This is a genomic window from Alterinioella sp., assembly GCF_058343375.1.
The window spans coordinates 50764-76465 of record NZ_JBTUJH010000086.1; the positions used below are offsets into that span (position 1 = coordinate 50764).

The following is a 25702-nucleotide window of genomic DNA, read 5'->3' on the forward strand; positions in this document are numbered from 1 at the left end:
GGGACAAGTGATTTCAGGAGGTCCGCCTGCAAGCGGCCTGTTCGGGGGGGCATGCAAATTGCCCTGCCGATGGCGGCGGCATTGCCTTTTGCAGGCGGTCATGGTCCATCGCCGTCGAAAAGCCCCTCTGGCGGATCAATCACAACCCGGCCCGCGCTCAGATCGACCGTCGGCACCACGGCCCGCGTGAAGGGCACCAGAACGGTGCCTTTCTGGCCCTGGACGCGCAGCTCCAACAGATCGCCGCCGCCGTGATTGTGGACGGCGTGGATCCGGCCCAGATCGGCACCGCCGGTATCAACGGCGGCCATTCCGATCAGATCGGCATAGTAGAACTCATCATCGGGCAGGGCAGGCAGCGCATCACGCGGGGCGAAAAGCGTGGTGCCGCGCAGCGCGTCGGCGGCTTCCTTGGTCTTGACGCCGGACAGGCGCACCGCAAAGCCGCCTTTGACCGGGCGGGTGATGGTCAGCGTGTAGGTGGTGGTGCCGTCTTCCGTGCTCAAGGGGCCGTAATCGCCCAATGCAGAGGGGTCGGCGCAAAAGCTTTTGACCCGTGCTTCGCCACGCACGCCATAGGATCCGGTGATGGCACCAACGCAGATACGATCGGTCATGTTGCGGCCATCCCTTCGGATATCAGGTTGAGTTCGGCCCGGGATCTTTCGAACTGGTTCCGGCGAAAGGCCATGCCCCGATGGCGCGGCGATGTCGCGAAATGCTGGAGATCGCGCAGCGGGTGCAGCAGCACCTGGTTTTCGTCTTTTCCGTGCGACATGGCCACAAACCCGGCCGCCTGCGCGGCGCGGGCCTGTGCCTGATGGATGATACCTGTCCAGTATCGGGGGGCCATGTCTGAGGACGTCCCGCTTATTGTGTGGTTTCTTCTGCGGCGGCTTCCTCGACCGGGGCCTGTTCTGGCGCGGCAGGGGCTTCAGCAGCTTCCGCGGCCTTGGCGGCCTTTTGTTCGGCGCGGTCGGTTGCTTTCTTGCCGGGGACGCCTTTTTTCGGGTTCGAGCGGGTCGTTTTCTCAACCACACCAGCAGCTTCCAGGAAACGCGCCACGCGGTCGGTGGGCTTTGCGCCTTCGCCGAGCCAGTATTGCACGCGTTCCATGTTCATCTGAACCCGGTCTTCGCTGTCTTTGGGCAGCAGCGGGTTATAGGTGCCCAGTTTCTCGATATAGCGGCCATCGCGGGGCATGCGGCTGTCGGCGGCCACGATGCGATAGAAGGGGCGCTTTTTCGAGCCACCACGGGCGAGACGGATTTTCATGGCCATTTGAGTTTCTCCTTTGAAATGGCGGGTGCGGGCAAAAGCCCGTTATTCCTGGTGTTTCTTGTGATGTTGGATGACTTCCTGAATGACGAAATTCAGGAATTTCCTGGCGAATTCGGGGTCCAGATCGGCCTGTTTTGCCAGATCTTCGAGACGCGCGATCTGGGCTTTTTCGCGCGCGGGGTCTGATGGCGGCAGGGCGTGTTCGGCTTTCAGCCGGCCCACGGCCTGGGTGTGTTTGAAGCGCTCGCCCAATGTGTAGACAAGGATCGCGTCGAGCCGGTCGATGCTCTCGCGGTGGTCTTTCAGCAAGGTGGCGGCGCGGGTGGCGGGGGTGCTCATGTCAGGCCTCCGTTGGGCGAAATCGGCGATGCACACCCCGTGCACACCCGGTGCACATCCTGTGCATACAGTCGGCGCATCATGTCAGGGCCTCCGGCGCGGGGTGGCGGTAGATGTCGCAGGGGCCAAAACGGTCATGTTCAAAACTGCCGTCGAGCGTGGCCCCCATGCGTTTGGCCAACGCCGCCGACCGGATATTGCCGCAGGTTGTCATGCTGATGGCGGTGGTCCAGCCGAGCATGTCATAGGCGTAGGCGCGGGCGGCCAGCGCCGCCTCCAGCGCGATGCCGCGGCCTTCGGCCTCCTCCATCAGGGTCCAGCCGATTTCGCGCTCGGGCCAACCGGCGGGGAACCAGAGGCCGGCCCGCCCCAGGTAGTGGCCGGTGGATTTTTCCTCGATGGCCCAGAACCCGAAACCGCGCAGCGCCCAATGCCCGAGGAAGGCCGCGATCATGCGCCAGGTCTGTTCGGCGCTGAGCGGGCCGCCGACATGTTCGGCGCGCGGCGAGGCGTAGAAGGCAGCTTCGGCGGCGATGTCCGAGGCCTGATGGGCCCGCAGGATCAGCCGGCCGGTTTCCAGCCTGGGGATGGTGAAAGTGGCCGTCATTGCACCGCCCCCGGTGCCGGGTGGCGGTGGGCCGGAACGGCCCTGCCCATCCGCGGCGCGCGTCGGGCAGGGCGGTTCGTCTCAAGCGAGGGGATATGCAGGTCAGCGGTCATGATCTCAGCCAAATTGACGCGCTGCCGCGCGGCTCTGATTCTGGCAGGGGGTGCCGGGTCGTCTTGCCGGGAGGGCAGTGCGGATGCGGGCGTGTGGATTTGAGTATTTGGACAAAGAAGAAGCCATTATTTCTTTTTTCCCAGACCGGAGAGACCGGGCGGCAGCGCCGCGCCCCCGAGGCCGGGCAGGGTGGGGGATTGGCCCATTTGGCGGGCGGCAGCCTCCATTGCGGCCGGATCCATGCCGGGGCCAGCGCCGGGCATGCCGGGCATGCCGCCGCCTTTGCCGAACAGCGCGCCAAGGCCGCCGCGCATCATGCCCTTTTTGCCCATCTTGCCGAGCTTTTTCATTGCATCCGACATCTGGCGGTGCATTTTCAGAAGCTTGTTGAGGTCCGAGACATCCTGCCCGGCGCCGGCTGCGATGCGTTTCTTGCGGCTGGCCTGCAGCAGGCCGGGATTGGCGCGTTCGCGTTTGGTCATCGAATTGATCAGGGCGATCTGGCGGCGCAGGACGGAATCGTCAAAGCCGGAGTTCTGCATCTGTTTGGCCATCTTGCCCATGCCGGGCATCATCGACATCATGCCCTCCATGCCGCCCATCTTGAGCATCTGATCAAGCTGGCTGCGCATGTCGTTCATGTTGAACTGGCCCTTCTGGAACCGCTTCATCATGCGCTCGGCCTGTTCGGCCTCCAGGGTTTCCTGTGCCTTTTCGACCAGCGCCACGATGTCGCCCATGCCGAGGATGCGCCCGGCGATGCGCTCGGGCTCGAAGGTTTCCAGCGCGTCCAGTTTTTCGCCGAGACCGACAAAGCGAATGGGTTTGCCGGTGATCGCGCGCATGCTGAGCGCCGCACCACCGCGCCCGTCGCCATCCATCCGGGTCAGCACCACGCCGGTGACGCCGATCTTGTCGTCGAATTCGGATGCCACATTGACCGCGTCCTGACCGGTCAGGCCATCGACCACCAGCAGCGTTTCGCGCGGCGTTGTGATGTTGCGGATTTCCTGTGCCTGGGCGATCAGTTCAGCGTCGATATGCAGGCGGCCTGCGGTGTCGAGAATATAGACATCATAGCCGCCGAGGCTGGCCTGGGTCTTGGCGCGTCTGGCGATCTGCTGGGCGGTTTCGCCTTTCACGATCGGCAGGGTATCGACGCTGATCTGGGTGCCGAGGATGGCGAGCTGTTCCATCGCGGCGGGGCGGTTGGTGTCGAGCGAGGCCATCAGCACGCGCTTGCCCTCGCGGTCTTTCAGGCGCTTGGCGAGCTTGGCGGTGGTGGTGGTCTTGCCCGAGCCCTGCAGCCCGACCATCAGGATCGGCGCGGGCGGGTTGTCGATTTTCAGCGTGCCGGGGTCGCCATCGCCGGTCAGGGTGGAAATCAGTTCATCATGGACGATCTTGATGACCTGCTGGCCGGGGGTGACCGATTTGGTAACGGCGGCACCGGTGGCCCTGGCCTCGACCGCCTTGATGAAGGACCGGGCCACGGGCAGCGAGACATCGGCCTCCAGCAGGGCCACGCGGACCTCGCGCATCGCGGTCTTGACGTCATCCTCGGACAGGGCACCCTGCTTGGTCAGGCGGTCAAAGACACCAGAGAGGCGTTCGGACAGGTTTTCAAACATCGGGCGCGGCCCTTTCCTTTTGGTCGTCATCTGCCCCCTTGAGATAGGGGACATGCCGGAATGCACCAACACCCCCGTGGGCGAAACCTCGCTGACGGGGGGCGATCCTGAGTATTGCCCCAGGACCGGAAGACAGGTGCTTCCGGGTATTGCGGCGGGGTTTAGTCGCCGAGCGCGGGCGAGTCAACACAAGCCGCAGTCAGCGACGTGATGTCACCTGCCAGCCAATCCCGGCTTTCGATGGAGTGCAGCAGGAAAGATCGGCGCAGGTCGAAGCTGTCCCATTCTTCCTGGGTGATCGGCGGGCGATCATAGGGCCACTGGCCTGCCTCGCCATAAAGCGTGACCGTCATCGGGCCGCGAAATTCCTGACCGACAAAGGTCAGCCCCTCGACATCGACGGCATAGAGCCCGACCAGATTGGCGGCCTGGTCGCGGCTGGTGCTGATGACCGACCACAGGCGCCCGGCGATGTCGCCGTCCAGCACCATGGTGCCGGTGACCAGATGACCGATTGCGCCGCCTTCCTGCCGGAAGGAGCGCACGGTTTCGAACTGGGCCGAAACCGACAGGGTCGTGCCCGGCGGATAGGGGCCGATGCCCTGGGTGACCACCAGATCAAAGCTGAGGGTGCAGGTCAGGGCAAAGGCGGTTCGGGGGAGAAGAAAAAAGAGGATTGCGATACGCCACATGGGATCAGCCTAGCACGGGCAAACCAATGGCAACATGGTGTTGTCTCTTGCCTATGCGGCGCATCCTGGAATCGGTGCGCCTGTTCGGCCCGGATGTAGGGCACCGGGAAGGGTCACCAAAAACAGAATGCCATCACTCGCCTCTTGTTTGGTCCAACCAGGACGCCACCGCAGAATGGGCATTGTTGGCGGCGGTTTTTGTCAAGAAATTACTGATCTTGAGTTCGGAAAGCCCGGCACTTTCGCGGGGCGCAAAAACGAGAACAGAATAATCCGTTCGATAACGTCCCCTCAACATAGTCTCGGTCCGCATGACGACATGTTCCAGATCGCTGAGTGCCATCTTCATGTTCTTCTGTCCGAAGGGGAGATGAACGGAAAAGCGGATCATGTCCTGATCGCGGTCAAGGGTCAGTGAATGGTGTGTTTTAAGGCCTATGAAGCCAAGCAGAATCATAAAAATCCCGAGGGCGGCAAAACTCCATCCGAACCATTCGCTGTCGCCTTCTGCAACAATCTTCAGCCCAAGCCAGATCGCGCCCGGACCCATTGCGATGACCGCAAGCGCGACCAGACGTTGATGGCCCGTCAGGACAAGGCGGCGGTCGGTATTGGTTGTGACCTTCAAAGGTGGCTCTCCGGTTGGGCGAGGGACAATCGGGGCAGGCTAGAGGGCCGGGGTCGATCTGTCCAGAAACGGAGAGCCAGCTTATCAATGGCTCAGGCTGCAATGACCAGATCGTTCACCTGATCATGGGCGGATTTCAATGTCGCTTCAGGATCGATGCCCAACCGGTCGGCGGTGATGAAATCAACCTCGGTGATGCCGATGAAACCCAGGACATGGCGCAGGTAACCGGTGGCAAAATCAATCGGTGACCCGGCTTCGGTTCCGCCCGAGGCGACAGCGATAATGGCCCGCTTGCCGGTCAACAGGCCTTGGGGGCCGGTTTCGGAATATTTGAAGGTAACGCCGGCGCGGGCGACCAGATCGACCCAGGCCTTGAGCGCGGCGGGCACGCCGAAATTGTAGATCGGCAACCCGATGACGATTGTATCGGCACCCTGAAGCTCGTCGATCAGCCTGTCTGACAGGGCCAGCACGTCACGTTGCGCCGGGTTGCGGTCGCCCTCGGGCGTGAAATTCGCGCCAACCCAGACCTCGTCAATCAGCGGCAGACCATCGGCGAGGTCGCGGGTGGTGATGTCGGCATTCGGAAACCGGGCAAGGATACGGGCCGTCAGGTCGCGGGAGACGGAGCCCTGGCGGCGCGCGGAGGCGTCGATGCGCAAGATGGAATGGGGCATGGGTATGGTCCTGTCTGAGAGCGTTGCTGTGGTGGACAGGATATTGGCCCTTGCGCGATCAGGCACAATCTGGACAAATGAGAGAGTATAGGTGCAGGAACGCGCAGATGTCATTTGACCATTGGGATGAAATTCGCACCGCCTATCAAGTGGCGCGCATGGGAACCGTCAGCGGCGCGGCGGATGTGCTGGGGGTCCATCATGCGACCGTCATCCGCCATATCGACGCGCTGGAGAAGCGTTTGGGTGCAAAACTGTTCCAGCGCCACGCGCGCGGCTACACGCCGACCGAGGCCGGGCAGGATCTGCTGAGTGTCGGGACACGGGCCGATGATCAGTTCACCCAGCTGGCAGGCCGCATCAAGGGACGCGGCAACGAGGTGACCGGCGATCTGGTCGTCACCTCGATCAGCGGGCTGTCGGCCCTGCTGGTGCCGGCCATGGGCGAGTTTCAGGAACGTCACCCCGATTTGCGGGTGCAGCTGATCACCGATCCCCGCCTGTTCCGCATGGAATACGGCGAGGCGCATGTCGCCATTCGCGCCGGCAAACCGGGCGACAGCCCCGACAATATCGTGCAGCCGTTTTGCACCAGCTCGGTCGGGCTCTATGCCAGCAAGGAATATGTTGCCGCGCATGGCTATCCCGATGACACCAACCTGGACAGCCACCGGTTCATCGGAACCACGATCGAACATTCGCGGGCACCGTTTCTGCGCTGGATGAACGAAATGGTGCCCGATGATTGCATTGTTTTCCGCACCAACGAGATGGATACGTTCCGCCATGCGGTGCGGGCCGGGATGGGGATCGGGTTCATTTCGCGCGCCGAGGCAATGGATGATGACGAACTGGTCGAAGTGCTGCCGCCGCTGGAAGAATGGTCAACCAAACTGTGGCTGGTCACGCATATGGATCTGCACCGGACCGCAAAGGTGCAGACCCTGTTGCGGTTCCTGAAGGAAAAGGTGCAGGACTGGCCGGTGGATCCGGCCTGACATGGGCGGTATTTCACGCGGGCATCTGGCGATGCTGGGTTTTTCGGCGCTGGTGGCGGGGTCATTTTCGCTGGGGTCGCTGGCGGCCAATCATATTTCGCCCATTGCGCTGAATGCGGTGCGGTTTGTCATTGGAGCCTGCGTGCTGGCCGGGGTCGCAATAGCGACCGGGGGATTGCCCGCGCGGGCCTGTCGCGCGCCTTGGCGCTATCTGGTTCTGGGCGGGCTGTTCGGCTTTTATTTCGTGATGATGTTCGAGGGGCTGAAGACGGCCCCGCCGGTATCTGCCGCGGCTGTCTTTACATTGACACCGGCGATGGCGGCCGGGTTCGGCTATCTGCTGCTGCGCCAGCATATGACGGGGCGGATGGCGGTGGCGCTGGGGTTTGGCGCGGTCGGCGCTCTCTGGGTGATTTTTCGGGCCGATCTGGGCGCGCTGCTGGCGTTCGAGATCGGGCGGGGCGAGGCCATCTATTTCATCGGCTGCATTGCGCACGCGCTCTATGCGCCGCTGGTCCGGGTGCTGAACCGCGGCGAAACTGCCGTGGTGTTCGCCTTTGGCACCATGGTCGGTGGGGCCGTTATGCTGATGGGCTGGGGCTGGCGGGATGTGGTTGCGACCGATTGGGCGGCCCTGCCGGGCATCGTCTGGATCACGCTGGCCTATACGGCGGTGTTTGCCAGCGCCGCGACCACGGTGTTGTTGCAGTTTGCAGCGCTGCGTCTGCCGGCCTCGAAAGTCATGGCCTATACCTATCTCACCCCCAGCTGGGTGATCTTGTGGCAGGTCGCCCTGGGCAATGGCGTGCCGAGCGCGCTGGTGCTGGTGGGCGTGGCGCTGACGGCAGTGGCGCTGCTGTTGCTGTTGAAGGATGAGCATTGATGCGGCGGCCGGGCGGGTTTGCGGCGCGGGGTTTCGTGGGGGCCAGCCCCCACACCCCCGAGGTATTGGAACCAAGATGAAAGAGGGTCAATCGGGTGGTTCGTTAAGTTCCTGTGCCAGGAATGCTTCGAACGCATCCAGGTTGACCGGCTCGAACTGCCCGAATCCCTGCATCCAGACCGAGGCCGGTTTCATCGCGTCGGGATCAAGTTTGCACCACTTTACCCGGCCGCGTTTTTCCTGCGTGATCAGGCCCGCCCCGGCCAGGATCGTCAGATGTTTGGAAATCGCCGCCAGCGACATCTCGAACGGCTCGGCCACATCGGTGACGGCCATGTCATCCTCCAGCAGCATCGTCAGGATGGCGCGGCGGGTGGGGTCGGCGAGGGCCGCGAAAACAGTATCGAGAGAGGTGGCCATGGCGCTCACGCTACGCGGGGCCGCGCGAAAGGGAAAGGCCCCGCCATCGCGCCATGTGATAACGCGTATCACAAAGGATGAATTGTGCATGGGTCAGGTTTGGCGCTAGGGTGGCGCGGTTTTTCGGAGGCAGGGTTTCATTCAATGTCATTGCGCCACTGGTTGATCATTTTCCTGCTTGGCATGGGCTGGGGGTCGTCGTTTTTCTTCAACGAGATCCTGTTGCGCGAACTGGGACCGATCACGGTTGGCCTGGGCCGGGTCGCGATGGGGGCGCTGGGCTGCTGGATCTGGCTGGTGATGCGCAAGAAGGCCTGGGCGGTTCCGCGCGTCGCGATCGCGCAGCTTGCCGTTTTCGGCATGGTCCAATATGCGATCCCGCTGACGATCTATCCTGTCATGCAGCAGTTCATCACGTCGAGTGCCGCCGGTATCGTCAATGCGATCACGCCCATCATGGTGGTTCTGGTCAGCCATGTCTGGCCCGCAGGCGAGCGCGCGACGCCGCTGAAATCGGTCGGCGTGGTTCTGGGGTTTCTGGGGATCATGGTGATGACGGTGCCGAGTTTTCAGGGCCAGGGGGCGTCGAACCCATGGGCGCTGATCGCAACCATGGCGGCACCTTTGTGCTACGGTGTGGCGGTGAACCTGTTGCGCCGCATGGACGCCTTGGACCGGACGGTGCTGACGGCCTGGTCGCTGAGTTTCGGGGCCTTGATGATCGCGCCGCTGGCGCTGTGGGCTGAAGGCATTCCGGTCATCACCCAGGCGGCAACCCTGGGCGCGCTTGTCATCATCGGTTTTGTGCTGACCTCGGTGGCGTTCATCGTGCTGTTCTGGCTGGTTCCCATCGTCGGGGGCACCACGGCCTCGACCATCACCTTCATTGCGCCGATATCTGCGGTTTTGTTGGGGGTATTGGTGCTGAACGAAGTGATCGGTGTTTTCCATATTGCCGGTATGGCGCTGATCTTTGCCGGGCTTTTGTTCATTGACGGGCGATTGATGCGGATTTTTCGGTCGCGTGTCGGCGATGCAGCCCCGGATGTTCAACCAAAAGGTTGAATATGGCGATTGGCCGATTTGGGGGGCGGGCCGCGTGGGCAGAATGCCATGGGTAGAAATTACCTTGATATTTCAAATGGTTATGCGGCCTTCCCTGGGCCAAACTTCGCGTTGACTCCGCCCGCCTGGCTGCCTAGGTTCCGCGGAACGCCTCTGACGGGGGAATTTCGATGTCTGACCACCCTGATCCCGAGCGCTTGCGGGCGCTGGAAGACCGGCTGGCGCGGCTGAAAGGCAAGGACGACGAAAAGCCCCATACCGAGGAACATTATTCCATGGCGCAGCATGCCTGGCGGATGGTGATAGAGCTGGTGGCCGGTCTGGGGATCGGATTTTTGATTGGCCTTGGTCTGGATGTCCTGTTTGGCACCAAGCCCTGGTTGATGGTGATATTTACGATGCTGGGTTTCGCGGCCGGGATCAAGACGATGATCCGATCGGCGCAGGAAATGCAGCGCGACGCGATGGCCGCCGAGGCCGCGCAAGACGACGAGAGGGAATGACAGGTGTCTGAAGATACAGCATCCAGCGGCGCGGAAGCCCTTGTGGAAAGTGGCTCTGGCCATGCGGAAACGGCGGGTGCCATCGCCACCGGCGGAACGAGCCATGATATACCCGGCGTCGCGCCGAGCGGTTTGCAGATCCACCCGATGGAGCAGTTCGAGCCTGCGCGCCTGTTCGGCGAGGGTGATATCTTCTGGTATACGCCCACCAATGTGACCCTTTGGATGTTGCTGGCGGTTCTGGCCGTTGCCCTGATGATGGTGGCCGGCGCTTCGGGCCGCGCGATCATTCCCAGCCGGGCTCAATCCATCGCTGAACTGACCTATGGCTTTGTGCGCAAGATGGTCGAAGATGTGGCCGGCAAGGATGCGCTGGCCTTCTTCCCCTATATCCTGACCCTGTTCCTGTTCATATTGATGGCAAATTTCCTGGCGCTGCTGCCGATGAGCTTTTCCACCACCTCGCAGATCGCGGTGACGGCGGTGCTGGCGATGGCGGTGTTCCTGACGGTAACCGTGGTCGGATTTGTCAAGAACGGCACCAAGTTTCTGGGGCTTTTCTGGGTCTCTTCGGCCCCGTTGGCGCTGCGCCCCATTCTGGCGATCATCGAATTGATCTCGTATTTCGTGCGCCCGGTCAGCCACTCCATTCGTCTGGCCGGCAACATCATGGCGGGCCATGCGGTGATCAAGGTTTTTGCGGGCTTTGCCGGCGTCCTCGGTGTGGGGGCAGTGCTGCCGATCCTGGCGATTACCTCGATGTTCGCGCTCGAGGTCCTGGTGGCCTTCATCCAGGCCTATGTCTTTGCCATCCTGACCTGTGTTTATCTGAGGGACGCATTGCACCCATCCCATTGACGTGGCGGCGGGTTCAACCCGTGCCACGGCATCCGAAACAACCACCTATTCAAAACTTCCAATCGTAAGGAGAACTCTCATGGAAGGCGAACTCGCACATATCGGCGCAGGTCTGGCAGCAATCGGTTCCGGCGCAGCCGCAATCGGTGTCGGCAACGTGGCCGGCAGCTTCCTGTCCGGCGCATTGCGCAACCCGTCTGCCGCCGCCGGCCAGACCGCGACCCTCTTTATCGGCATCGCATTTGCAGAAGCTCTGGGGATCTTCTCGTTCCTCGTTGCCCTGCTGCTGATGTTCGCCGTCTAAACCCCTCGCGGACCATCCTTACGACCGGATCGCAGGCCGCATGGGCCGGCGGTCCGGGGTAACCCGGTTCCCTGGAGGACAAGATGGCTGAAAATGTGTCAGAAGTTGCAGAAGCTGTAGAATCCGCCCCCGGAATGCCGCAACTCGACTTTTCTACTTACCCGAACCAGATCTTCTGGCTCGTCGTTGCCATTGTGGCGATCTATCTGATCCTGACGCGCGTGGCGCTGCCCCGGATCGGGGCCGTTCTGGCCGAGCGACAGGGCACGATAACGAATGATATCGCCGCCGCCGAGGATCTGAAACGCCAGGCCACGGATGCGGAGGCTGCCTATAACAAGGCGCTGGCCGACGCCCGCGCACAAGCGCAGGCCATTGCGGCCGAGGCCCGGGCCGAGATCATGGCCGACCTGTCGGATGCCATTGCCAAGGCGGATGCCGAGATTGCCGCCAAGGCTGCCGAATCCGAGGCCCATATCGCCGAGATCCGCGCCGGAGCGCTGGAGGCGGTGGAAGCCGTCGCGCGCGATACCGCGGTTGAGATCGTGGCAGCCCTTGCCCCCACCGCGGCCGATGATGCGGGCATTGCCGCAGCTGTCGCCGAACGCGTGAAAGGATAGAGTCATGAAACGTCTGACCCTTCTGTTCGTTCTGATCGGCAGCCCGGCTTTTGCGGCGGGCGACTATTTCTTCTCATTGTTCAACACCGATTTCGTGGTCGTTCTGGCCTTCCTCGTGTTCATCGGCGTGTTGCTCTATTTCAAGGTGCCCGGCCTGCTGATGGGTCTGCTGGACCAGCGTGCCGAAGGCATCCGCAACGATCTGGATGAGGCGCGCGCCCTGCGTGAAGAGGCGCAGACCATCCTTGCCTCCTATGAGCGCAAGCAGCGCGAAGTGGCCGAGCAGTCGGAACGAATCATCGCCCAGGCCCGCGAAGAGGCACAGCTTGCCGCCGCACAGGCGCGGGCCGATCTGGAAGCCTCGATCACGCGCCGGGTTGCAGCCGCGACCGATCAGATCGCCTCGGCCGAGGCCGGTGCCGTGCGTGAAGTGCGCGACCGGGCCGTATCCATCGCGGTTGAAGTGGCCGCACAGGTGATTGCATCGAAAACCAGCGCCGCACAGGCCAACAAGCTGATCGACGCGGCGATTTCGGATGTGAAGACGCGCCTGCACTGAGCCGTTCCTTTTCGGGACAGTTACAATCCCCCGGGCTGACCTCGCGTCGGGCCGGGGTTTTCCTTTGCGGGTTCCGACCCCAGCTTGCAATGATCCGTCAGCAAGGAGACCCGGCAATGGCCCTGCCTGCAACAATGACTGCCCTGGTATTGCGCGAAGATGGCTATGCCACCGACCGCGCCACCGATATGCCCCGCGACCTTTCCCCCTATCTGGATCTGGCCGATATTGCCGTGCCCGAGCCCGGCCCGGGCCAGGTGCTGATCAAACTGGCCCGCGCGGCGGTAAACCCGTCTGACCTGATGTTTGTGGCCGGGCTTTACGGCCAGCGCCGCGTCAAGGGCAGCCCGGCGGGGTTCGAGGGCGTGGGCGAGATTGTGGCCGGCGACACACCGCTGATTGGTCACCGGGTCAGCTTTTTCGCCAGCGGATCGGGCAGCTGGGCCGAATATGCCCTGACCGATGCCAATATGATGATCCCGGTCAGGCCGGATCTGCGCGATGAGGACGCTGCCGGGTTAATCGTCAATCCGGTCACTGCGATGGCGATGTTCGATATCGTGCGCGCCGATGGTGCCGGCAGTTTCATCCTTACCGCCGGGGGATCGCAGCTTGGCAAATTCCTGATCGGTCTGGGCAAGGATAACGGGATCGCCCCGATTGCGGTGGTGCGCCGGGGTGAACAGGTCGAGGCGCTGAAGGCCATGGGGGCGGCGGAGGTGCTGGTCAGCTCGGCCCCGGATTTCGCCGCCCGAATGGCTGCCGTGATCAAGGCAGATGGGCCGCGCATCCTGCTGGATGCCGTCGCCGATCAGGTCTCGGCCGATATTTTCTTTGCGATGCCGCGCGCGGCCCGTTGGGTGCCATATGGGCGGTTGGCCACCACGCCCCCGGTTCTGACTGAAATGGGGCAGTTCATTTTCATGGGCAAGAAGATCGAAGGCTTCTGGCTGAGCGCCTGGATGCGCGCCACGCCGGTTGAAAAACAGGGTGCCGTGATCTCGCAAGTGCAGGCGCGCTTTGCCAGCGGGGCCTGGCGCACCGATATTTCCGAGACCCTGCCGCTGGATCAGGCGCTTGGCCGGTTTCGCGCCGCGCTGTCGGTTGGCGGCGCGAAGTTACTGCTGGCCCCTTGAGGTCAGGGCCGGTCGATCCTGCGCCACCGGTTTGAGCGATCTTTTCATGATCAGCGCAGGGCGCATGAAAAAACGCCTTTGCGGCGCAATGGCGGTCAGGGTCGCGGTCGCCATGTCCCGAGGGCGCTCTGGCCTTGTCAGCCCGGTCTGAACCGGTCGCGCCAGCTGGGCAGCGTATCGCCCGGCGCGGGCGTTGCATGCCAGACGCCGCGCGCAATGGCCCGCGACAGGCACAGCGCCGCTGCATGGCCAAGCTGCAACGGGTCCCAGATCGGATCGCGCATTGGGCGGGCCCCGGTTGCGGCGGCAAAGATCAGATCGCCATCCATCGGAGTGTGGCTGGGATAGATCGCGCGCGCCATGCCGTCATGCGCGGCGGTGGCCATGCGGGTGGCCTGGGCCTGGGTCAGATCGGCATCGGTGGCGACAATGGCGATGGTGGTGGCCTCGCCGATGCGGCCCTTGTGCAGAGGCATCGCAGCCGGGTCGAAACCGGCGGCCGGGCCGAGACCGCCAAATTCGTCCGCCATCTCAAACGGGGCGGCCCAGAAATGCGGGCTCTGCCCGACGGTGACCTGGCCAAGCGCATTGACCACGACCAGCGCACCGACCATATGGCCCGAGGGCAGACGCAGCGAGGCCGACCCGAGGCCGCCCTTGAGATCGGCAATCGTGGCCCCGGTGCCCGCGCCGGCAGTGCCAAGCGCGAATTTCGTGCCCGCCGCCTGCAACGCCGCAGCGCCAAGTCGTTTATAGGGGTTCTGGGGCCAATTCTTGTCGCCGCCACTCAGCAGATCAAACATGATCGCGGCGGGCACGATCGGCACGCGCTGATCACCGACGGCAAAGCCGCGCCCCTGTGCGCGCAGCGCGTCGGCCACGCCCGATGCCGCATCCAGCCCGAAGGCCGATCCGCCCGACAGCACCAGCGCATCGACCTGTTGCACAATCTTGTCGGGGGCCAGCAGGTCGGTCTCCCGCGTGCCCGGCGCGCCGCCCATGACATGCAGGGCGGCGGTAAAGGGGCGGTCCGACAGCAGCACCGTGGCCCCGGTCTTGACCTCATCATCCTGCGCATTGCCGACCCGAAGCCCCGCCACATCGGTGATCAGGTTGAGGGGGCCGGGGGTCATCATATGCAGCGCCCTCCATCCACTTCCATCGCCACGCCGGTGACCATGGCGGCCTCATCCGAGCACAAATAAAGCGCCGCATTGGCGATGTCCTGCGGCGTCGAAAACCGGCCAAGCGGAATCGTGGACAGAAACTTTGCGCGGATCTCGGGCGTGTCCTCGCCCATGAAGCTTTTCAGCAAGGGCGTTTCGCCCGCCACCGGATTGACCGCATTGACGCGGATGCCAAACGGGGCCAGTTCCACCGCCATGGTCCTGGTCGCGGTGATCATCCAGCCCTTTGAGGCGTTATACCAGTTCAGGTTGGGCCGCGGTGACACCCCCGCCGTCGAGGCCACATTCAGGATCACGCCTGCGCCCGCAGCTTTCATATGCGGGACAATGGCGCGCGCCGTCAGATAGACCGATTTGGCATTGACCGACAGGACCCGGTCAAATTCTTCCTCGGTCACATCCTCCAGCGGTTTCGGCTTATGGGTGATGCCCGCATTATTGACCAGAATGTCGATCCGGCCCCATTTGGCCAGCGCCGCCTCGGTCATCGCGGCCACATCGCTGGCAAGGCTGACATCTGTCACTTGCGCGGTTGCGCCGATATCGCTGGCCACGCCCTGCGCCGCGTCCGGGTTCAGATCTACCACCAGAACCTGCGCGCCCTCAGTCACGAACCGCGCCGCGATGCCCGCGCCAAAGCCCGACCCGGCCCCGGTTATGATCGCCGTTTTTCCATCCAAACGCATATGTGCCCCCTTTGCCGCCAAGGTTCCATGAAACGGCGGGATCGAAAACCCCTATCGCGCGTCGCTGAGCACAAGGGCCACCAGTTGCGCGGCCGATGCGGTGCCAAGTTTGCGATAGGCCCGGCGGCGCAGGGTGCGGATGGTGTTCTCGGACACCCCCAGTTCCAGGGCGCTGCCCGCCACGGTGACGCCGCGCACGATCAGGTCGCAAACCTGTGCCTCACGCGGCGACAGGGTGGCGAACCGGGCGACATTGCGTTCCCTGAGTGCGGATGCGCTGGCGCGGCTGGAAAAATGGAAGGCCTCCGACCCCACGATCCGGTGGCGCAGCCCGATCAGTTCATGGGCCAGCGGCAAGACCTGTTTCAGCCGGGTGAACTCCGCGTCTTTGATCCAGCCGGCCTCCGCGCCGCGCAGATAGAAAGACAAGAACCCGGCCCGGCCCGACCGCGACGAAACCGTGACCCGTTCGATCACCCCGTCGCGGATATAGATCGGCGCGCGCGGATCATCGGCGGGCGGGTGCCAGCGTTCAACCGCCAGCCCGCCGCCCTTGGCGCGGGCAACGCGGGCCACGATGTCATCGCGCAGCAAATCATTGGACAGGATGGTGCGGGCGTTGCGGGTGAACCAGTAATCGCTCATCTCGCCCGACCAGACCGACAGCACCGGGTCGGGGCGCGCCATATCGGCGATGTAGAAGGCACCGAAATTGGCGATGCTGGCGGCGGCGCGGATATGGGCCAGCAGATGCTGCCCGAAATCCGGCCCCGGCACCGAAGCGGCAAGCCGCGCCGCCGAGTCGCGGGGAAGGGGGATCATATTGTCATCCATTCGGGTGACATGACTATCGCCGCTGGTGCCGCTATTCAAGGCACAGCCCCGGCCCGGCGGAAGGAAGCAGATGACGCGCATTTTCTCGGACAAGAACCGCCCCGTTCATCTCGGCCCCTTCCCGCTTGAACGCCTAGTGCGGGTGGAGGCCGTTGATCTGGGCGCGGTGCCGGCGATGGTGCCCCTGTCCTTTCGCAGACCGGATGCCCCCGAAAGCATCGTCAATGCGATGGCGGATTATCAGGCGATGATGGATGCGATCCGCGACGGGCTGGTCAACAAGGCGATGGCTGAAATTCCCGCCGACCCGGTCGAGCGCGCCAATCATCTCAAGGCGTTCGGCTATTTCTCGGATGCCGCGATGGTGGGGATTTGTGCCTTGCCGCAATCGGCGCTGCTGGCCAGCCCGATCACCAACCCCGATATTGACCGTCTGGCGCAGGATTTACGCACCCGGCAGACCAAAACGCTGGCCTCGGGCATCGACGTGATCATGGCCGATCTCAAGGAAAGCATGCAGGCCCCGCCCGGCACAATTGATGGCCACACCCATGCGATCGTGTTTTTGTATGAGAACCCGCGCAGCCCCGATGAGGATGAGGAGGGGTGCGAGTGGTTGCAGAATGCGCTGGCCCATCGCGCCTGCATCCGGGCCACTGAAACCGCCTGCGTGCTGGCCAATTACATTCGGCTGTTGGGCTTTGACGCCAAGGCCCATTCGGCTGCGGCCAGCGATGTTGACCTGAACAAGCTGACGGTCGCGGCGGGGCTGGCCTGGGGCGGTGATGACGGGCTGGTGGCCCCCTATATCGGGGATCGGTTCGGCGTGGCGGTGGTGACCTGCGCCATGGACCTGGCCTGTGACCAGCCGCTGGCCGCGCCGGACCGGCAACCGGCATTCAGGACACGCGGCCCGGCCTGGTGGGTGGGCAAGGGCTTTGCCCGCTCGGCGCTGAATGCCAACCCCTATGACAAGCGCCGCTTCGTCGATGGCGCGCATCCGTTCGAGAAACTGACCCGCGTCGACACCCCCACCACCTATATTGACGAGGCCCGCGTGGCCCGGGTTCCCAAACGCGCCGACATGTTCGCACGGGCGCAGTTTGGCGATATGGGCAAGGCCTTGCAGGACGGGGCCAGGGGCGGGCATTATGTGCGCAAGGCGGCCCCGGCTTTCGCGCAGCGCCGCGCGCTTGGGGCCTTCGTGCTGTTGCAGGACGGGCCCGCGGGCGACGGTTCGCGCCCCGATGATGCCGCCCGCAACGCGGCCAATATCAAGGCGGCAAGCTATTTTCTGGGGGTCGATGCGGTCGGCATCAGCCGCTGCCCGGACTGGACCTGGTATTCCCATGATGCCACCGGCCAGCCCATCGACCCGCCGCATGATCAGGCCATTTCGATGATCATCGACCAGGGCTATGAAACCATGGAAGGCTCATCGGGCGATGACTGGATCGCGGTGGCGCAATCGATGCGCGCCTATCTGCGGTTTTCCCTGCTTGGCGGCGTGATCGCGGCGCAGATCCGCAATCTCGGCTACAAGGCCAAGGCGCATTCCGTGATGGATGGCGAAGTGCTGCAACCGCCGCTTTTGTTGCTCGCGGGTCTGGGTGAGGTCAGCCGCATTGGCGAGGTCATCCTGAACCCCTATCTGGGCCCGCGGCTGAAATCGGGCGTGGTCACCACCGATATGCCGATGACCCATGACAAACCGATTGATTTCGGCCTGCAAAAGTTCTGCGAATCCTGCAATAAATGCGCCCGCGAATGCCCCTCGGGGGCCATCACCGCCGGGCCGAAACTGATGTTCAACGGCTATGAGATCTGGAAATCCGACAGCCAGAAATGCGCCACGTACCGGATCACCACCAAGGGCGGCGCAATGTGCGGGCGCTGCATGAAAACCTGCCCCTGGAACCTTGAGGGGCTGTTCAAGGAGGCCCCGTTCCGATGGGCGGCGATGAAGATCCCGCGCGCCGCGCCGCTCTTGGCCCGGCTCGATGATGCGGTGGGCAATGGCGGCCTCAACGATGTCAAGAAATGGTGGTGGGATATCGAATTGCAGCCCGATGGTTCCTATCGCCCGTCCCGCCATTCGGTGAACCGCCGTGATCTGCAAAAGGATCTGGACCTGAAATTTGAGGATCAGACGCTGGCGGTCTATCCTGCGCCGCTGGCCCCGCACCCCTGGCCCTACCCGTTTGCGATGGATCGCGAAAAGGGTATCGAGGCCTATCAGGCCATGATCACGGCGCGCGAATATCAGGCGCGTCTGAAAGCGGGCGAACGCGATTTTCTGCATGAATATCAGGTGCCCGGCGATGCGCCGGTGATTCAGGTCGTGGTGAGCAAGGCTGAGGCGATGGCCCCCGATGTCACCAAATACGAGTTTCGCAGCCTGGATGGCAGTGATTTGCCGCAATGGAGCGCGGGGGCGCATCTCGATATCGTGGTGGCCCCGGAATTTCTGCGCCAATATTCGATGTCGGGCGATCCGGCGGACCGTAGCAAATACCAGATCGGCGTGTTGCGCGAAGATGCTGGGCGCGGCGGCTCCCGGCTGATGCACCGGATCTTCAGCGAAGGGCGCAAGATATTTGTCTCAAAGCCGATCAATCATTTCGAGCTGGTGGAAAGCGCCAGCAAGACCTTCCTGATGGGCGGCGGCATCGGCATCACGCCGATGATCGCCTTTGGCCACCGGCTGCATGCCATCGGGGCGGATTTCGCGCTGCATTATTCCTGCTCCAGCCGGGCCGGGGCGGGGTATTTCGAGGATCTGGCGGCGATGCCCTGGGCTGCGCATGTTCATCTGCATGTCTCGGATGAAGGCAGCCGGGCCGATCTTGCGGCTATTCTGGGCAGATACCAGCCCGGCCAGCATGTCTATACCTGCGGGCCTGATCGCTACATGCAGGGCGTGATTGCGGCGGCAGAGGATGCGGGCTTTCCCGAAACGGCGCGGCATCTGGAATATTTCTCGGTGCCCGAAATGCCGGATTATGAAAACCACGCTTTTACCCTGCGGCTGAGGGACGGGCGCGACATTGCGGTGCCGGCGGACAGATCAGCGGCCGAGGCGTTGCAGGCGGCGGGCTTTGCCATCGACATCAAATGCGAGGATGGCATTTGCGGGGTGTGCAAATGCGGCGTCCTGTCGGGCGCGGTCGAACATCGCGATTTTGTGCTGTCCAAGGCGCAGCGCGAAACCGCGATGATCACCTGCCAAAGCCGCGCGGCGGATCCGGGCGGGGTGATCGAGCTGGACCTCTAAACGCGCCGATTCAATGGCTCATCAGAACCGGAATTCGGGCCGATTTAAGGATCTCATGGGTCACGCCACCAAACAGATCCTGCGAGAACTTGCTGTGCTCAAACGCCCCCATGACCAACAGCTCGGCCCCGACCTTTTGGGCGGCCTCGTCGATGATCCTGGCAATCGAGCGCCGGTCGCGCGGCATATGCAGGCTGGCGGCATGAACGCCGTGACGCTCCAACAGCGCCATGATACCGCCGCCCGGCACCACCTCGGGCGGCGAATTGCCGATCGTCAACACCGTGACCTTTGGTTTTTGCTCAAGCGTCTGCATCGCGTCGCCAAGCGCGCGGGCGGCTGATTTCTTGCCGTCCCAGGCAATGATGGCGTGGCGCGACAGGCCCTCGGCCTCGTAGCCTTCCGGCACGATCAGCACCGGACGACCGCTGTTCAGGGCAATGCTTTCGGGGTTGGCGGCCATATGGGCATCGGTCAGGGCGCTGCCTTGCGTGCCGGTGACGATCAGGTCGTAATAGCGTGCCAGTTCCGACAGGCGCAGCCCATCTTCGGGTTCGAGATCGATGAATTCCGACCGCTCAGCCATGCCCGATTTTTCCATGGTCTTGGTGAATTTGCGCGCGATCTCCTGGATATGGTCCCGCTCTGCGGCGCGCAGCCGGTCCATGATGTCGCGCGGGATCATGCCCTGAAACCGGGTCTCCATCGGCGCGCGGCCATGGCGCAGAACGCCGGTCAGGTAACTGTCATGCTGTTTGGCAAGGCGCAGCGCGTGGCGCAGTTCGCCGCCACCGGCTGTCTCGCCGCTATAGGCGCAAAGGATGGATTTCAGGCTCATGTCAGATTCCTGTCTGTCGTTGTGGCGGGGCTTGGTCGATCCGGGGTGTTTCACAAATTCATCAAGCCTCACATGCCTGTAACATATAACAGCCTGCGCCAAAACCGAAAGAATGGAAAAAAGGGGCAGGGTGTCGCGGTATCGGGCCATGAGCGTGGCCCGTCCCATTGCCAGCCCGCGGAATTTCGGTGCAATCTGGCGCAGGCCGAACGCAGGAGGTGCCGCCATGCCGATCCAACCCACCCGTCGCGCCGTGGCCCTTGGCTTGCCTGCCCTGGCACTTGCGGGCTGCGCCACGGGCCTCAGCTTGCCGACGCGGGCCGCAAATGAATGGCGCAGGGTGCCCAATGCCGATTTCGACGCCTGGTTGGCGGGGTTTCGGGCCCGGGCGGTGACAAATGGCATATCCGAGCCGACCATGGCCCAGGCTGCGCGGGCCATGGGCTATGTGCCGCAGGTCATTGAACGCGACCGAAACCAGGCCGAATTCAACCGCACGATGGAGGATTACCTGGCCATCGCGGCCTCCGATGAACGCATTGCAGAGGGGCGCGCCAAGATGCGCCAGCATGCCCGCACTCTGGCGGCCATCGAGGAAAGGTTCGGCGTCGAGAAACAGGTTCTGGTCGCACTGTGGGGGATGGAGAGCTTTTACGGCACCCGGATGGGCGATGTGCCGGTGCTGGCGGCGCTGGCGACGCTGACCTTTGATGGCCGCCGCGAACGGCTGTTCAACGCGCAGCTGATGGCCGCCCTCAGGGCGATTGATCGCGGCGAGGCGCGGGTTGCGGATATGCGCGGATCCTGGGCCGGGGCCATGGGCCACACCCAGGTGATGCCGGAAGTGCTGGAGAACTATGGCGTCGATTTCAACGGCGACGGGCGCAAGGGCGTCTGGGATGCCGACCCGACCGATGCGCTGGCCACGACCGCCAATTATCTGGCCCGGTTCGGCTGGCAGCGCGGCCAGCCCTGGGCGGTCGAAATTCAGGTTCCGGAGGGGTTCGATACCGGTCTGACCGGGCGCGGCAACCGGCGCGCCGCAAATGCCTGGGCTGCGATCGGCGTGCGCGACATGGATGGCGCGCGGGTGCCGGATCATGGCGAGGCCTGGATCCTGCTGCCGATGGGCATCAACGGGCCGGGTCTGATGGCATTTGGCAATTTCCGCTCGATCTGGCGCTATAACCCGGCCGAAAACTATGTCATCGGCATTGGTCATTTGTCGGACCGGTTGATCGGTGGCCCGCCCATTCGCGGCAGTTTTCCACCCGATGAAAACGGGCTGACCCGGGCCGGGCGGCTGGATGTGCAGCGTCTTCTGACCCGGGCGGGGTTCGATACCGGCGGTGTCGATGGCGTGATCGGCCCGGCCTCGCAAGCGGCGATCCGGGACTATCAGCGCGCCAACGGGCTGGCCGTCGATGGCATCGCCAGCGCGGCGCTGCTGACCCATCTGCGGCGCTGACCCGGGGGGTCGGATCCGGCCCGCGAAACGGGCTGGCATTCCCGGTGCGGGGGTGGTCAAGATATGGCAATGCGGTATCGGCCAGCGAAAGGGAGACCCCCGGGATGAGCATGACTTGCGGTGAGGCGACGATGCGCCTTTTGGCGCGCTATGGCGTGACCACGGTGTTCGGCATTCCGGGCGTTCACACGCTGGATCTGTGCCGGGGCCTGTCGGGCGGGGCCAATTCGGGTGCCATCCATCACGTGCGGGCGCGCAATGAACAGGGCGCGGGCTTTATGGCCGAAGGCTGGGCGCGCGCCACGGGCCAAGTGGGCGTCGCCGTGGTGATATCGGGGCCCGGCGTGACCAACGCGGCCACCGCGGTAGGGCAATGCCATGCCGACAGCCTGCCGATGCTGTTGATCTCGGCCGAGCCTGACAGCCGATCCCTGGGCAAGGGCTGGGGCGTGCTGCATGAGATCACCGATCAGAAACGCGTGACCGAACCGATGACGGCCTTTTCGGCAACCGCCGCCTGCGCCGCCGATATTCCCGACCTGATGGCGCGCGCCTTTGCGGTTTTCGCCAGCAGCCGGCCGCGGCCTGTCCATATTTCGCTGCCGATGGATGTGCAGGCCGAGCTGGTCGAGGAGATCTGGGAACCGGTGCCGCTGCCGGGGCGCCCCGCGCCTGATATGGGCCTGATCGGCCAGGCGGCGGATCTGTTGCGCGCGGCAAAGCGGCCTTTGATCTTGGTCGGAGGCGGGGCCAACGGGGCCTCGGCCGACCTCACGGCCATCACTGAGATGCTTGGCGCGGCGGTGATTCCGTCCAGCGCCGGCAAGGGCATCGTTGCCGATGATCACCCGCTGTCGCTGTCGGCTTCGATGGGCAAACCGGAGGTGCGCGATTTCGCGGCCCGCGCCGATGTGATTCTGGCCCTGGGCACCGAACTGGCCGAAACCGATAGTTACGTGCCAAGGATGGACCTGCCCGGCGATATCATCCGGGTCGATATCGACCCGGCCAAGATCAGCGATCTCTATCCGCCGAAACTGGGTATCGTGGGCGATGCCGGGCCGGCCATGGCGGCGCTCAGGGCCGCGCTTGGCGATGCCACCCCCGCAGGCGATATCAAGCCCGAACTTGACAGCCTGCGCGCCAGCATCGAGGCGACGCTGAACCCCTCAGAGCGCCAGCATATGCGCCTGTTGCGGCTGCTGGATGATTGTGCGCCGGACGGGATCATCTGGTCCGCCGATGCCACCCAGATCGCCTATACCGCGCTGTTTGGCCTGCCCGCCCGCGCGCCCCGGCGCTGGATGTATCCGGCCGGGTTCTGCGCGCTTGGCAATGCGTTGCCCAATGCGATCGGGGCCAGGATGGCCTGTCCTTCGGCCCCGGTTGCGGTGATTGTCGGCGATGGCGGGTTCATGTTCACCATGCCGGAACTGATGGCGGCGGCCGAACAGGGCATGTCGCTGCCCATCATCTTGTGGAACAATGGCGCGCTGAAACAGATCCGCGACGATATGGACCTGCGCGATATCGACCGGGTCGGAGTGGATGGGCTGAACCCCGATTTTGCGATGCTGGCCCGATCCTGCCATTGCGCGGCGGCAGCCCCGGATAGCGAAACCGCCTTCCGCGACGCCTTCGGTGCCGCCTTGCGTGCCGATCGGCCAACCCTGATCGAGGTCCATGAAGACAGCGAATGGTTGTTGTGAAGGCCATGGGCCTGCGCTTAATGGCGCGACGCAAGAAACGCAGCCTGACCGATGGCCGCGGCGCAGGCGACAAGGAAAACGGTCCATATCCCCAGGCCTGCCACCGCAAAGCCGCCTGCAATCGGCAACACGAAAGCGGGCGCGGTCAACGCGTTGAAATAGCCGCTATAGGCGGGGCGTCGGTCATCGGGTGATATCTCCATCAACAATCCGATCACCGCGATGGTCAGGCCATTCGACAATGCGCCGAGCCAGAAAAACACGACCAGCAGGGCCGTCATCACCGCCGCCTGCGGCACCGGTATCAGCAGCAGGCCCAGAAGGATGAGCGGCGGCACCAGCCGGGCGATGGCAACCCCGCGCATCAGGCTGAGCTTGCCCCGGCGATCGCCCCACCAGCCCCAAAGCGGATTGGCAACAAGCGCGCCAGCGGTCTGAACCCCCAGCAACAGCGCTACGTTTTCAAACCCCACCCCAAGCGTTCCTGCCGCCACGATGAAAAACGGCGCAGCCATCAGAACCGCCCCGCCACACCATTGCGCAAAGACGAAACGGCGGAATAACGGGTCATTACGGAACACCACGAACCCTTCGCGCAGATAGGCCATGAAGCCCGGTGCGGATTTGGGCGCGGCAGGGCGGTCGGGCTCTCCCATCGCGACGAAGATCACCGAGGAAAACACCATCAACAGGGCCGCAATGGCCAGCACGGCGGCATAGGAGAGCGGAAAATCGAGCACCCGCAGCAGCCTGTCGGCCAGCACGGCAACCCCAAGCGCGACCAGCCCGCCGCCAAAAAAGCGGATCGAGAGCATCCGGCTTCTGAGATCGGAGGGCACGGATCGCGCGACGATATCATTATAGGGCACGCCGACAATGCCGCTGAGAAAGGCGTAGATGACCCACAGCGTCAGCGTTGCCGCGCCGATTGCGGCATATGACCAGCCGGCGATTGCGCCGAACCAAAGAATGACGGCAAGGGCCGCGATGGCCAGGCTGCGCCCGAAGGCACCGATGATATAGAACGGCATCGAGGAGCCGCCGCGACCGGCGAAATAGCCGACAAAAAGCTGCGGCAAAAGCCAGCCGAGCCGCAAGATGGTCGAGACGGCCCCGACCGCGACGGCGCTGCCGGTCAACTGAAACACCAGCGCCGACATGACCGTCGCACTGTCGACCGCCGCCGAGCCTGCCTGAAAGGCGGTGCCCGCGCCCGCCACGTGCCAAAAGCGGCGGCGCGGTGTCATGTGCCGCTCCAGTCGATCGGATCGACAAACAGACCGAACCAGACCGACCAGATGCCAAGAATGATGAAGACCCCGCCCAACAGCCAGCGACGCGGCCGCAACCAGTCAGCCAGCCGGTCGAGCGGCTCGGCCAGGCGCGGCGCGACGCTGAGCGGCAGCAACGGCAGCGACAGCGCCAGTGCGAAGACCGCCATCATCAAAAACCCCGTCATGGCCGAGCCGCTGACCGTCGCGGTGCCGATCAGCCCAAACAGGATCGGTGCCGCGCAGGCGGGAATGTTGAGCCCGAAAGCCAATCCCTGAAGCAACGGATTCGACGCCGCTTTCCACCGCTCCGGGGCCATTCGAATGCGGTGCCGCATCGCCTTGTCCCATCCGGCAAGGATTGCGAGGCCAAGAGCAAGGTAGATGGTGCCGAACACCAGCCATGTGCCGGTCTGCACGCCGATAAGGCGCTGCCCCAACATCACGATCAGACCACCGAACCCGCCCATCACGACGAGCCTGGCCAGCAAAAAGACCGATGCCGCGCCAAGACGTGCGCTTATCGGTCGGCCCCTTTGGCCACCAAGGAAAAGCATATGGGCCCCGATCGTGCAGGGCTCAACGAACCCCAGCAAGCCAAGGCCAAAGGCAAGCAGCAGCGTTTGCATCGTAATGTCCATCGAGAACCGCCCATTGATTGTTCGCGCCCATGGTGGGCCTTCCACCGGCTGGAGCCTCAAGCGTTAATCTTGCTGGCCGCATCCGGCCAATGACAGAATTGTGACATGTGGACCGGTCGGGTCAGCCTGAGACGGCCCGACTTGATCGACGCGATGCCGCCCGGAAGCCGAATTTCGCGACTTTCGCAATGATCTGGAAAAGATTGGTGGAGCCTAGCGGGATCGAACCGCTGACCTCCTGCATGCCATGCAGGCGCTCTCCCAGCTGAGCTAAGGCCCCATCTACATCCGCCGATGCGAATGTAGGGGCGGTTTAGGTGGTTGCGCGGGGCAGATCAAGCGGAAAAACTGCCTGTGCCGACCCAATTTCCCGGCCCGGCGCAGCGCGGCAATTCTGCTCTGTATCGGCCCCGAGGCTCAATGGGTCCGGGCCCCAGGCAGCCGGCGCGCAACCGATCCCGGCCCCGACCGGGTTC

Annotated in this window: 28 protein-coding genes and 1 tRNA gene; 12 read left to right on the forward strand and 17 right to left on the reverse strand. The window is 63.7% G+C overall.

Translation table 11 applies throughout. The annotated features are described in order from the left end of the window. Nucleotides 1-98: 98 nt before the first annotated feature. The 9 genes from rimM to ACW8PS_RS12285 all read right to left on the reverse strand — a co-directional run bounded on the left by rimM (nt 99) and on the right by ACW8PS_RS12285 (nt 5972). A complete protein-coding gene (rimM, locus tag ACW8PS_RS12245) occupies nt 99-617 on the reverse strand; it encodes a ribosome maturation factor RimM (RefSeq protein WP_491527727.1) in 519 nt (172 codons plus the stop codon). Next, the gene (locus ACW8PS_RS12250; protein WP_491527728.1) at nt 614-853 is read right to left on the reverse strand and encodes a hypothetical protein; all 240 of its coding nucleotides are present in this window, start codon (nt 851-853) and stop codon (nt 614-616) included. Before ACW8PS_RS12250 ends, rimM begins: the two co-directional genes overlap by 4 nt. 17 nt (nt 854-870) lie before the next feature. After that, nucleotides 871-1281 (reverse strand): 30S ribosomal protein S16, encoded by a 411-nt coding sequence (rpsP, locus tag ACW8PS_RS12255; protein WP_491527729.1) that lies wholly within the window; start codon nt 1279-1281, stop codon nt 871-873. Nucleotides 1282-1323: 42 nt separating this feature from the next. Next, nucleotides 1324-1620 carry a chorismate mutase gene (locus ACW8PS_RS12260; protein ID WP_491527730.1) on the reverse strand — a complete coding sequence of 99 codons (297 nt, stop codon included), beginning with the start codon at nt 1618-1620 and terminating at the stop codon, nt 1324-1326. Nucleotides 1621-1699: 79 nt separating this feature from the next. Next, complete coding sequence (locus tag ACW8PS_RS12265) at nt 1700-2227, reverse strand: GNAT family N-acetyltransferase (protein WP_491527731.1); 528 nt, start codon at nt 2225-2227, stop codon at nt 1700-1702. Between the two features lie 239 nt (nt 2228-2466). Continuing rightward, nucleotides 2467-3972: a signal recognition particle protein gene (gene ffh, locus ACW8PS_RS12270; RefSeq protein ID WP_491527732.1), complete on the reverse strand. Its 1506-nt coding sequence runs from the start codon at nt 3970-3972 to the stop codon at nt 2467-2469. Between the two features lie 161 nt (nt 3973-4133). Beyond that, complete coding sequence (locus tag ACW8PS_RS12275; RefSeq protein WP_491527733.1) at nt 4134-4664, reverse strand: hypothetical protein; 531 nt, start codon at nt 4662-4664, stop codon at nt 4134-4136. 133 nt (nt 4665-4797) lie between these two features. Further along, on the reverse strand, nt 4798-5292 hold the full coding sequence (locus ACW8PS_RS12280) for a hypothetical protein (RefSeq protein WP_491527734.1): 495 nt from the start codon (nt 5290-5292) through the stop codon (nt 4798-4800). Nucleotides 5293-5384: 92 nt separating this feature from the next. Continuing rightward, nucleotides 5385-5972 (reverse strand): FMN-dependent NADH-azoreductase, encoded by a 588-nt coding sequence (locus tag ACW8PS_RS12285; RefSeq protein WP_491527735.1) that lies wholly within the window; start codon nt 5970-5972, stop codon nt 5385-5387. Between the two features lie 107 nt (nt 5973-6079). Between ACW8PS_RS12285 and ACW8PS_RS12290 the strand changes: the two genes are divergently transcribed. Both ACW8PS_RS12290 and ACW8PS_RS12295 read left to right on the forward strand, forming a co-directional pair. Next, on the forward strand, nt 6080-6970 hold the full coding sequence (locus tag ACW8PS_RS12290; RefSeq protein WP_491527736.1) for a LysR family transcriptional regulator: 891 nt from the start codon (nt 6080-6082) through the stop codon (nt 6968-6970). A 1-nt stretch (nt 6971) separates the two neighbouring features. Beyond that, nucleotides 6972-7853 carry a DMT family transporter gene (locus ACW8PS_RS12295; protein ID WP_491527737.1) on the forward strand — a complete coding sequence of 294 codons (882 nt, stop codon included), beginning with the start codon at nt 6972-6974 and terminating at the stop codon, nt 7851-7853. An 87-nt stretch (nt 7854-7940) separates the two neighbouring features. Here the strand turns inward: ACW8PS_RS12295 and ACW8PS_RS12300 are convergent, their stop codons facing one another. Continuing rightward, nucleotides 7941-8273: an ArsR/SmtB family transcription factor gene (locus tag ACW8PS_RS12300; RefSeq protein WP_491527776.1), complete on the reverse strand. Its 333-nt coding sequence runs from the start codon at nt 8271-8273 to the stop codon at nt 7941-7943. Between the two features lie 144 nt (nt 8274-8417). Here ACW8PS_RS12300 and ACW8PS_RS12305 point away from each other — a divergent pair, with 144 nt between their 5' ends. The 7 genes from ACW8PS_RS12305 (at nt 8418) to ACW8PS_RS12335 (ending at nt 13318) form a co-directional block, all read left to right on the forward strand. Next, nucleotides 8418-9338 carry a DMT family transporter gene (locus tag ACW8PS_RS12305; protein ID WP_491527738.1) on the forward strand — a complete coding sequence of 307 codons (921 nt, stop codon included), beginning with the start codon at nt 8418-8420 and terminating at the stop codon, nt 9336-9338. Between the two features lie 170 nt (nt 9339-9508). Beyond that, nucleotides 9509-9841, forward strand: coding sequence for an AtpZ/AtpI family protein (locus tag ACW8PS_RS12310; RefSeq protein ID WP_491527740.1), 333 nt, complete (start codon nt 9509-9511; stop codon nt 9839-9841). Nucleotides 9842-9922: 81 nt separating this feature from the next. Further along, nucleotides 9923-10699 carry a F0F1 ATP synthase subunit A gene (locus tag ACW8PS_RS12315; RefSeq protein ID WP_491527777.1) on the forward strand — a complete coding sequence of 259 codons (777 nt, stop codon included), beginning with the start codon at nt 9923-9925 and terminating at the stop codon, nt 10697-10699. A gap of 79 nt (nt 10700-10778) precedes the next feature. Then, complete coding sequence (locus tag ACW8PS_RS12320) at nt 10779-11003, forward strand: F0F1 ATP synthase subunit C (protein ID WP_491527742.1); 225 nt, start codon at nt 10779-10781, stop codon at nt 11001-11003. An 83-nt stretch (nt 11004-11086) separates the two neighbouring features. Further along, nucleotides 11087-11623 carry a F0F1 ATP synthase subunit B' gene (locus tag ACW8PS_RS12325; RefSeq protein ID WP_491527743.1) on the forward strand — a complete coding sequence of 179 codons (537 nt, stop codon included), beginning with the start codon at nt 11087-11089 and terminating at the stop codon, nt 11621-11623. A gap of 4 nt (nt 11624-11627) precedes the next feature. Next, nucleotides 11628-12182 carry a F0F1 ATP synthase subunit B gene (locus ACW8PS_RS12330; RefSeq protein WP_491527744.1) on the forward strand — a complete coding sequence of 185 codons (555 nt, stop codon included), beginning with the start codon at nt 11628-11630 and terminating at the stop codon, nt 12180-12182. A gap of 116 nt (nt 12183-12298) precedes the next feature. Beyond that, nucleotides 12299-13318 (forward strand): zinc-binding dehydrogenase, encoded by a 1020-nt coding sequence (locus ACW8PS_RS12335; protein WP_491527745.1) that lies wholly within the window; start codon nt 12299-12301, stop codon nt 13316-13318. Nucleotides 13319-13455: 137 nt separating this feature from the next. Here the strand turns inward: ACW8PS_RS12335 and ACW8PS_RS12340 are convergent, their stop codons facing one another. The 3 genes from ACW8PS_RS12340 to ACW8PS_RS12350 are packed head-to-tail and all read right to left on the reverse strand — an operon-like array spanning nt 13456 to nt 16013. Beyond that, entirely contained in the window at nt 13456-14451 is a 996-nt protein-coding gene (locus ACW8PS_RS12340) for a P1 family peptidase (RefSeq protein WP_491527778.1), read from the reverse strand. Then, on the reverse strand, nt 14451-15191 hold the full coding sequence (locus ACW8PS_RS12345) for an SDR family oxidoreductase (RefSeq protein ID WP_491527747.1): 741 nt from the start codon (nt 15189-15191) through the stop codon (nt 14451-14453). Before ACW8PS_RS12345 ends, ACW8PS_RS12340 begins: the two co-directional genes overlap by 1 nt. A 51-nt stretch (nt 15192-15242) precedes the next feature. After that, nucleotides 15243-16013 (reverse strand): helix-turn-helix transcriptional regulator, encoded by a 771-nt coding sequence (locus ACW8PS_RS12350; RefSeq protein WP_491527748.1) that lies wholly within the window; start codon nt 16011-16013, stop codon nt 15243-15245. An 82-nt stretch (nt 16014-16095) separates the two neighbouring features. Here ACW8PS_RS12350 and ACW8PS_RS12355 point away from each other — a divergent pair, with 82 nt between their 5' ends. Continuing rightward, nucleotides 16096-19299, forward strand: a complete 3204-nt coding sequence (locus tag ACW8PS_RS12355) for a reductive dehalogenase (protein ID WP_491527749.1) — start codon at nt 16096-16098, stop codon at nt 19297-19299. A gap of 10 nt (nt 19300-19309) precedes the next feature. Here the strand turns inward: ACW8PS_RS12355 and ACW8PS_RS12360 are convergent, their stop codons facing one another. Beyond that, nucleotides 19310-20137, reverse strand: a complete 828-nt coding sequence (locus ACW8PS_RS12360) for a universal stress protein (protein ID WP_491527750.1) — start codon at nt 20135-20137, stop codon at nt 19310-19312. Nucleotides 20138-20369: 232 nt separating this feature from the next. On the opposite strand from ACW8PS_RS12360, the gene ACW8PS_RS12365 reads away from it, so the two are divergent. Both ACW8PS_RS12365 and ACW8PS_RS12370 read left to right on the forward strand, forming a co-directional pair. Further along, nucleotides 20370-21605 carry a lytic murein transglycosylase gene (locus ACW8PS_RS12365; protein ID WP_491527779.1) on the forward strand — a complete coding sequence of 412 codons (1236 nt, stop codon included), beginning with the start codon at nt 20370-20372 and terminating at the stop codon, nt 21603-21605. Nucleotides 21606-21709: 104 nt separating this feature from the next. After that, entirely contained in the window at nt 21710-23314 is a 1605-nt protein-coding gene (locus tag ACW8PS_RS12370; RefSeq protein WP_491527751.1) for a 5-guanidino-2-oxopentanoate decarboxylase, read from the forward strand. 17 nt (nt 23315-23331) lie between these two features. Here the strand turns inward: ACW8PS_RS12370 and ACW8PS_RS12375 are convergent, their stop codons facing one another. The 3 genes from ACW8PS_RS12375 to ACW8PS_RS12385 all read right to left on the reverse strand — a co-directional run bounded on the left by ACW8PS_RS12375 (nt 23332) and on the right by ACW8PS_RS12385 (nt 25506). Next, nucleotides 23332-24561 (reverse strand): MFS transporter, encoded by a 1230-nt coding sequence (locus tag ACW8PS_RS12375; RefSeq protein ID WP_491527752.1) that lies wholly within the window; start codon nt 24559-24561, stop codon nt 23332-23334. Continuing rightward, nucleotides 24558-25214 carry an urease accessory protein UreH domain-containing protein gene (locus tag ACW8PS_RS12380; RefSeq protein WP_491527753.1) on the reverse strand — a complete coding sequence of 219 codons (657 nt, stop codon included), beginning with the start codon at nt 25212-25214 and terminating at the stop codon, nt 24558-24560. The genes ACW8PS_RS12375 and ACW8PS_RS12380 overlap by 4 nt, the downstream gene beginning before the upstream one ends. Nucleotides 25215-25430: 216 nt before the next feature. Next, nucleotides 25431-25506: transfer RNA gene (locus tag ACW8PS_RS12385), tRNA-Ala, on the reverse strand. Nucleotides 25507-25702: the final 196 nt, after the last annotated feature.

Excerpts from the sequence above, each read along its gene's own strand:
- ACW8PS_RS12250 (WP_491527728.1), bottom strand. The coding sequence starts at position 853 with ATGGCCCCCCGATACTGGACAGGTATCATCCATCAGGCACAGGCCCGC.
- ACW8PS_RS12320 (WP_491527742.1), top strand. The coding sequence starts at position 10,779 with ATGGAAGGCGAACTCGCACATATCGGCGCAGGTCTGGCAGCAATCGGT.
- ACW8PS_RS12325 (WP_491527743.1), top strand. The coding sequence starts at position 11,087 with ATGGCTGAAAATGTGTCAGAAGTTGCAGAAGCTGTAGAATCCGCCCCC.
- ACW8PS_RS12375 (WP_491527752.1), bottom strand. The coding sequence starts at position 24,561 with ATGACACCGCGCCGCCGCTTTTGGCACGTGGCGGGCGCGGGCACCGCC.
- ACW8PS_RS12265 (WP_491527731.1), bottom strand. The coding sequence starts at position 2,227 with ATGACGGCCACTTTCACCATCCCCAGGCTGGAAACCGGCCGGCTGATC.
- ACW8PS_RS12295 (WP_491527737.1), top strand. The coding sequence starts at position 6,972 with ATGGGCGGTATTTCACGCGGGCATCTGGCGATGCTGGGTTTTTCGGCG.
- ACW8PS_RS12290 (WP_491527736.1), top strand. The coding sequence starts at position 6,080 with ATGTCATTTGACCATTGGGATGAAATTCGCACCGCCTATCAAGTGGCG.
- ACW8PS_RS12330 (WP_491527744.1), top strand. The coding sequence starts at position 11,628 with ATGAAACGTCTGACCCTTCTGTTCGTTCTGATCGGCAGCCCGGCTTTT.
- ACW8PS_RS12285 (WP_491527735.1), bottom strand. The coding sequence starts at position 5,972 with ATGCCCCATTCCATCTTGCGCATCGACGCCTCCGCGCGCCGCCAGGGC.
- ACW8PS_RS12370 (WP_491527751.1), top strand. The coding sequence starts at position 21,710 with ATGAGCATGACTTGCGGTGAGGCGACGATGCGCCTTTTGGCGCGCTAT.
- ACW8PS_RS12360 (WP_491527750.1), bottom strand. The coding sequence starts at position 20,137 with ATGAGCCTGAAATCCATCCTTTGCGCCTATAGCGGCGAGACAGCCGGT.
- rimM (WP_491527727.1), bottom strand. The coding sequence starts at position 617 with ATGACCGATCGTATCTGCGTTGGTGCCATCACCGGATCCTATGGCGTG.
- ACW8PS_RS12345 (WP_491527747.1), bottom strand. The coding sequence starts at position 15,191 with ATGCGTTTGGATGGAAAAACGGCGATCATAACCGGGGCCGGGTCGGGC.
- ACW8PS_RS12260 (WP_491527730.1), bottom strand. The coding sequence starts at position 1,620 with ATGAGCACCCCCGCCACCCGCGCCGCCACCTTGCTGAAAGACCACCGC.
- rpsP (WP_491527729.1), bottom strand. The coding sequence starts at position 1,281 with ATGGCCATGAAAATCCGTCTCGCCCGTGGTGGCTCGAAAAAGCGCCCC.
- ffh (WP_491527732.1), bottom strand. The coding sequence starts at position 3,972 with ATGTTTGAAAACCTGTCCGAACGCCTCTCTGGTGTCTTTGACCGCCTG.
- ACW8PS_RS12340 (WP_491527778.1), bottom strand. The coding sequence starts at position 14,451 with ATGACCCCCGGCCCCCTCAACCTGATCACCGATGTGGCGGGGCTTCGG.
- ACW8PS_RS12300 (WP_491527776.1), bottom strand. The coding sequence starts at position 8,273 with ATGGCCACCTCTCTCGATACTGTTTTCGCGGCCCTCGCCGACCCCACC.
- ACW8PS_RS12380 (WP_491527753.1), bottom strand. The coding sequence starts at position 25,214 with ATGCAAACGCTGCTGCTTGCCTTTGGCCTTGGCTTGCTGGGGTTCGTT.
- ACW8PS_RS12335 (WP_491527745.1), top strand. The coding sequence starts at position 12,299 with ATGGCCCTGCCTGCAACAATGACTGCCCTGGTATTGCGCGAAGATGGC.
- ACW8PS_RS12305 (WP_491527738.1), top strand. The coding sequence starts at position 8,418 with ATGTCATTGCGCCACTGGTTGATCATTTTCCTGCTTGGCATGGGCTGG.
- ACW8PS_RS12350 (WP_491527748.1), bottom strand. The coding sequence starts at position 16,013 with ATGATCCCCCTTCCCCGCGACTCGGCGGCGCGGCTTGCCGCTTCGGTG.
- ACW8PS_RS12275 (WP_491527733.1), bottom strand. The coding sequence starts at position 4,664 with ATGTGGCGTATCGCAATCCTCTTTTTTCTTCTCCCCCGAACCGCCTTT.
- ACW8PS_RS12355 (WP_491527749.1), top strand. The coding sequence starts at position 16,096 with ATGACGCGCATTTTCTCGGACAAGAACCGCCCCGTTCATCTCGGCCCC.
- ACW8PS_RS12310 (WP_491527740.1), top strand. The coding sequence starts at position 9,509 with ATGTCTGACCACCCTGATCCCGAGCGCTTGCGGGCGCTGGAAGACCGG.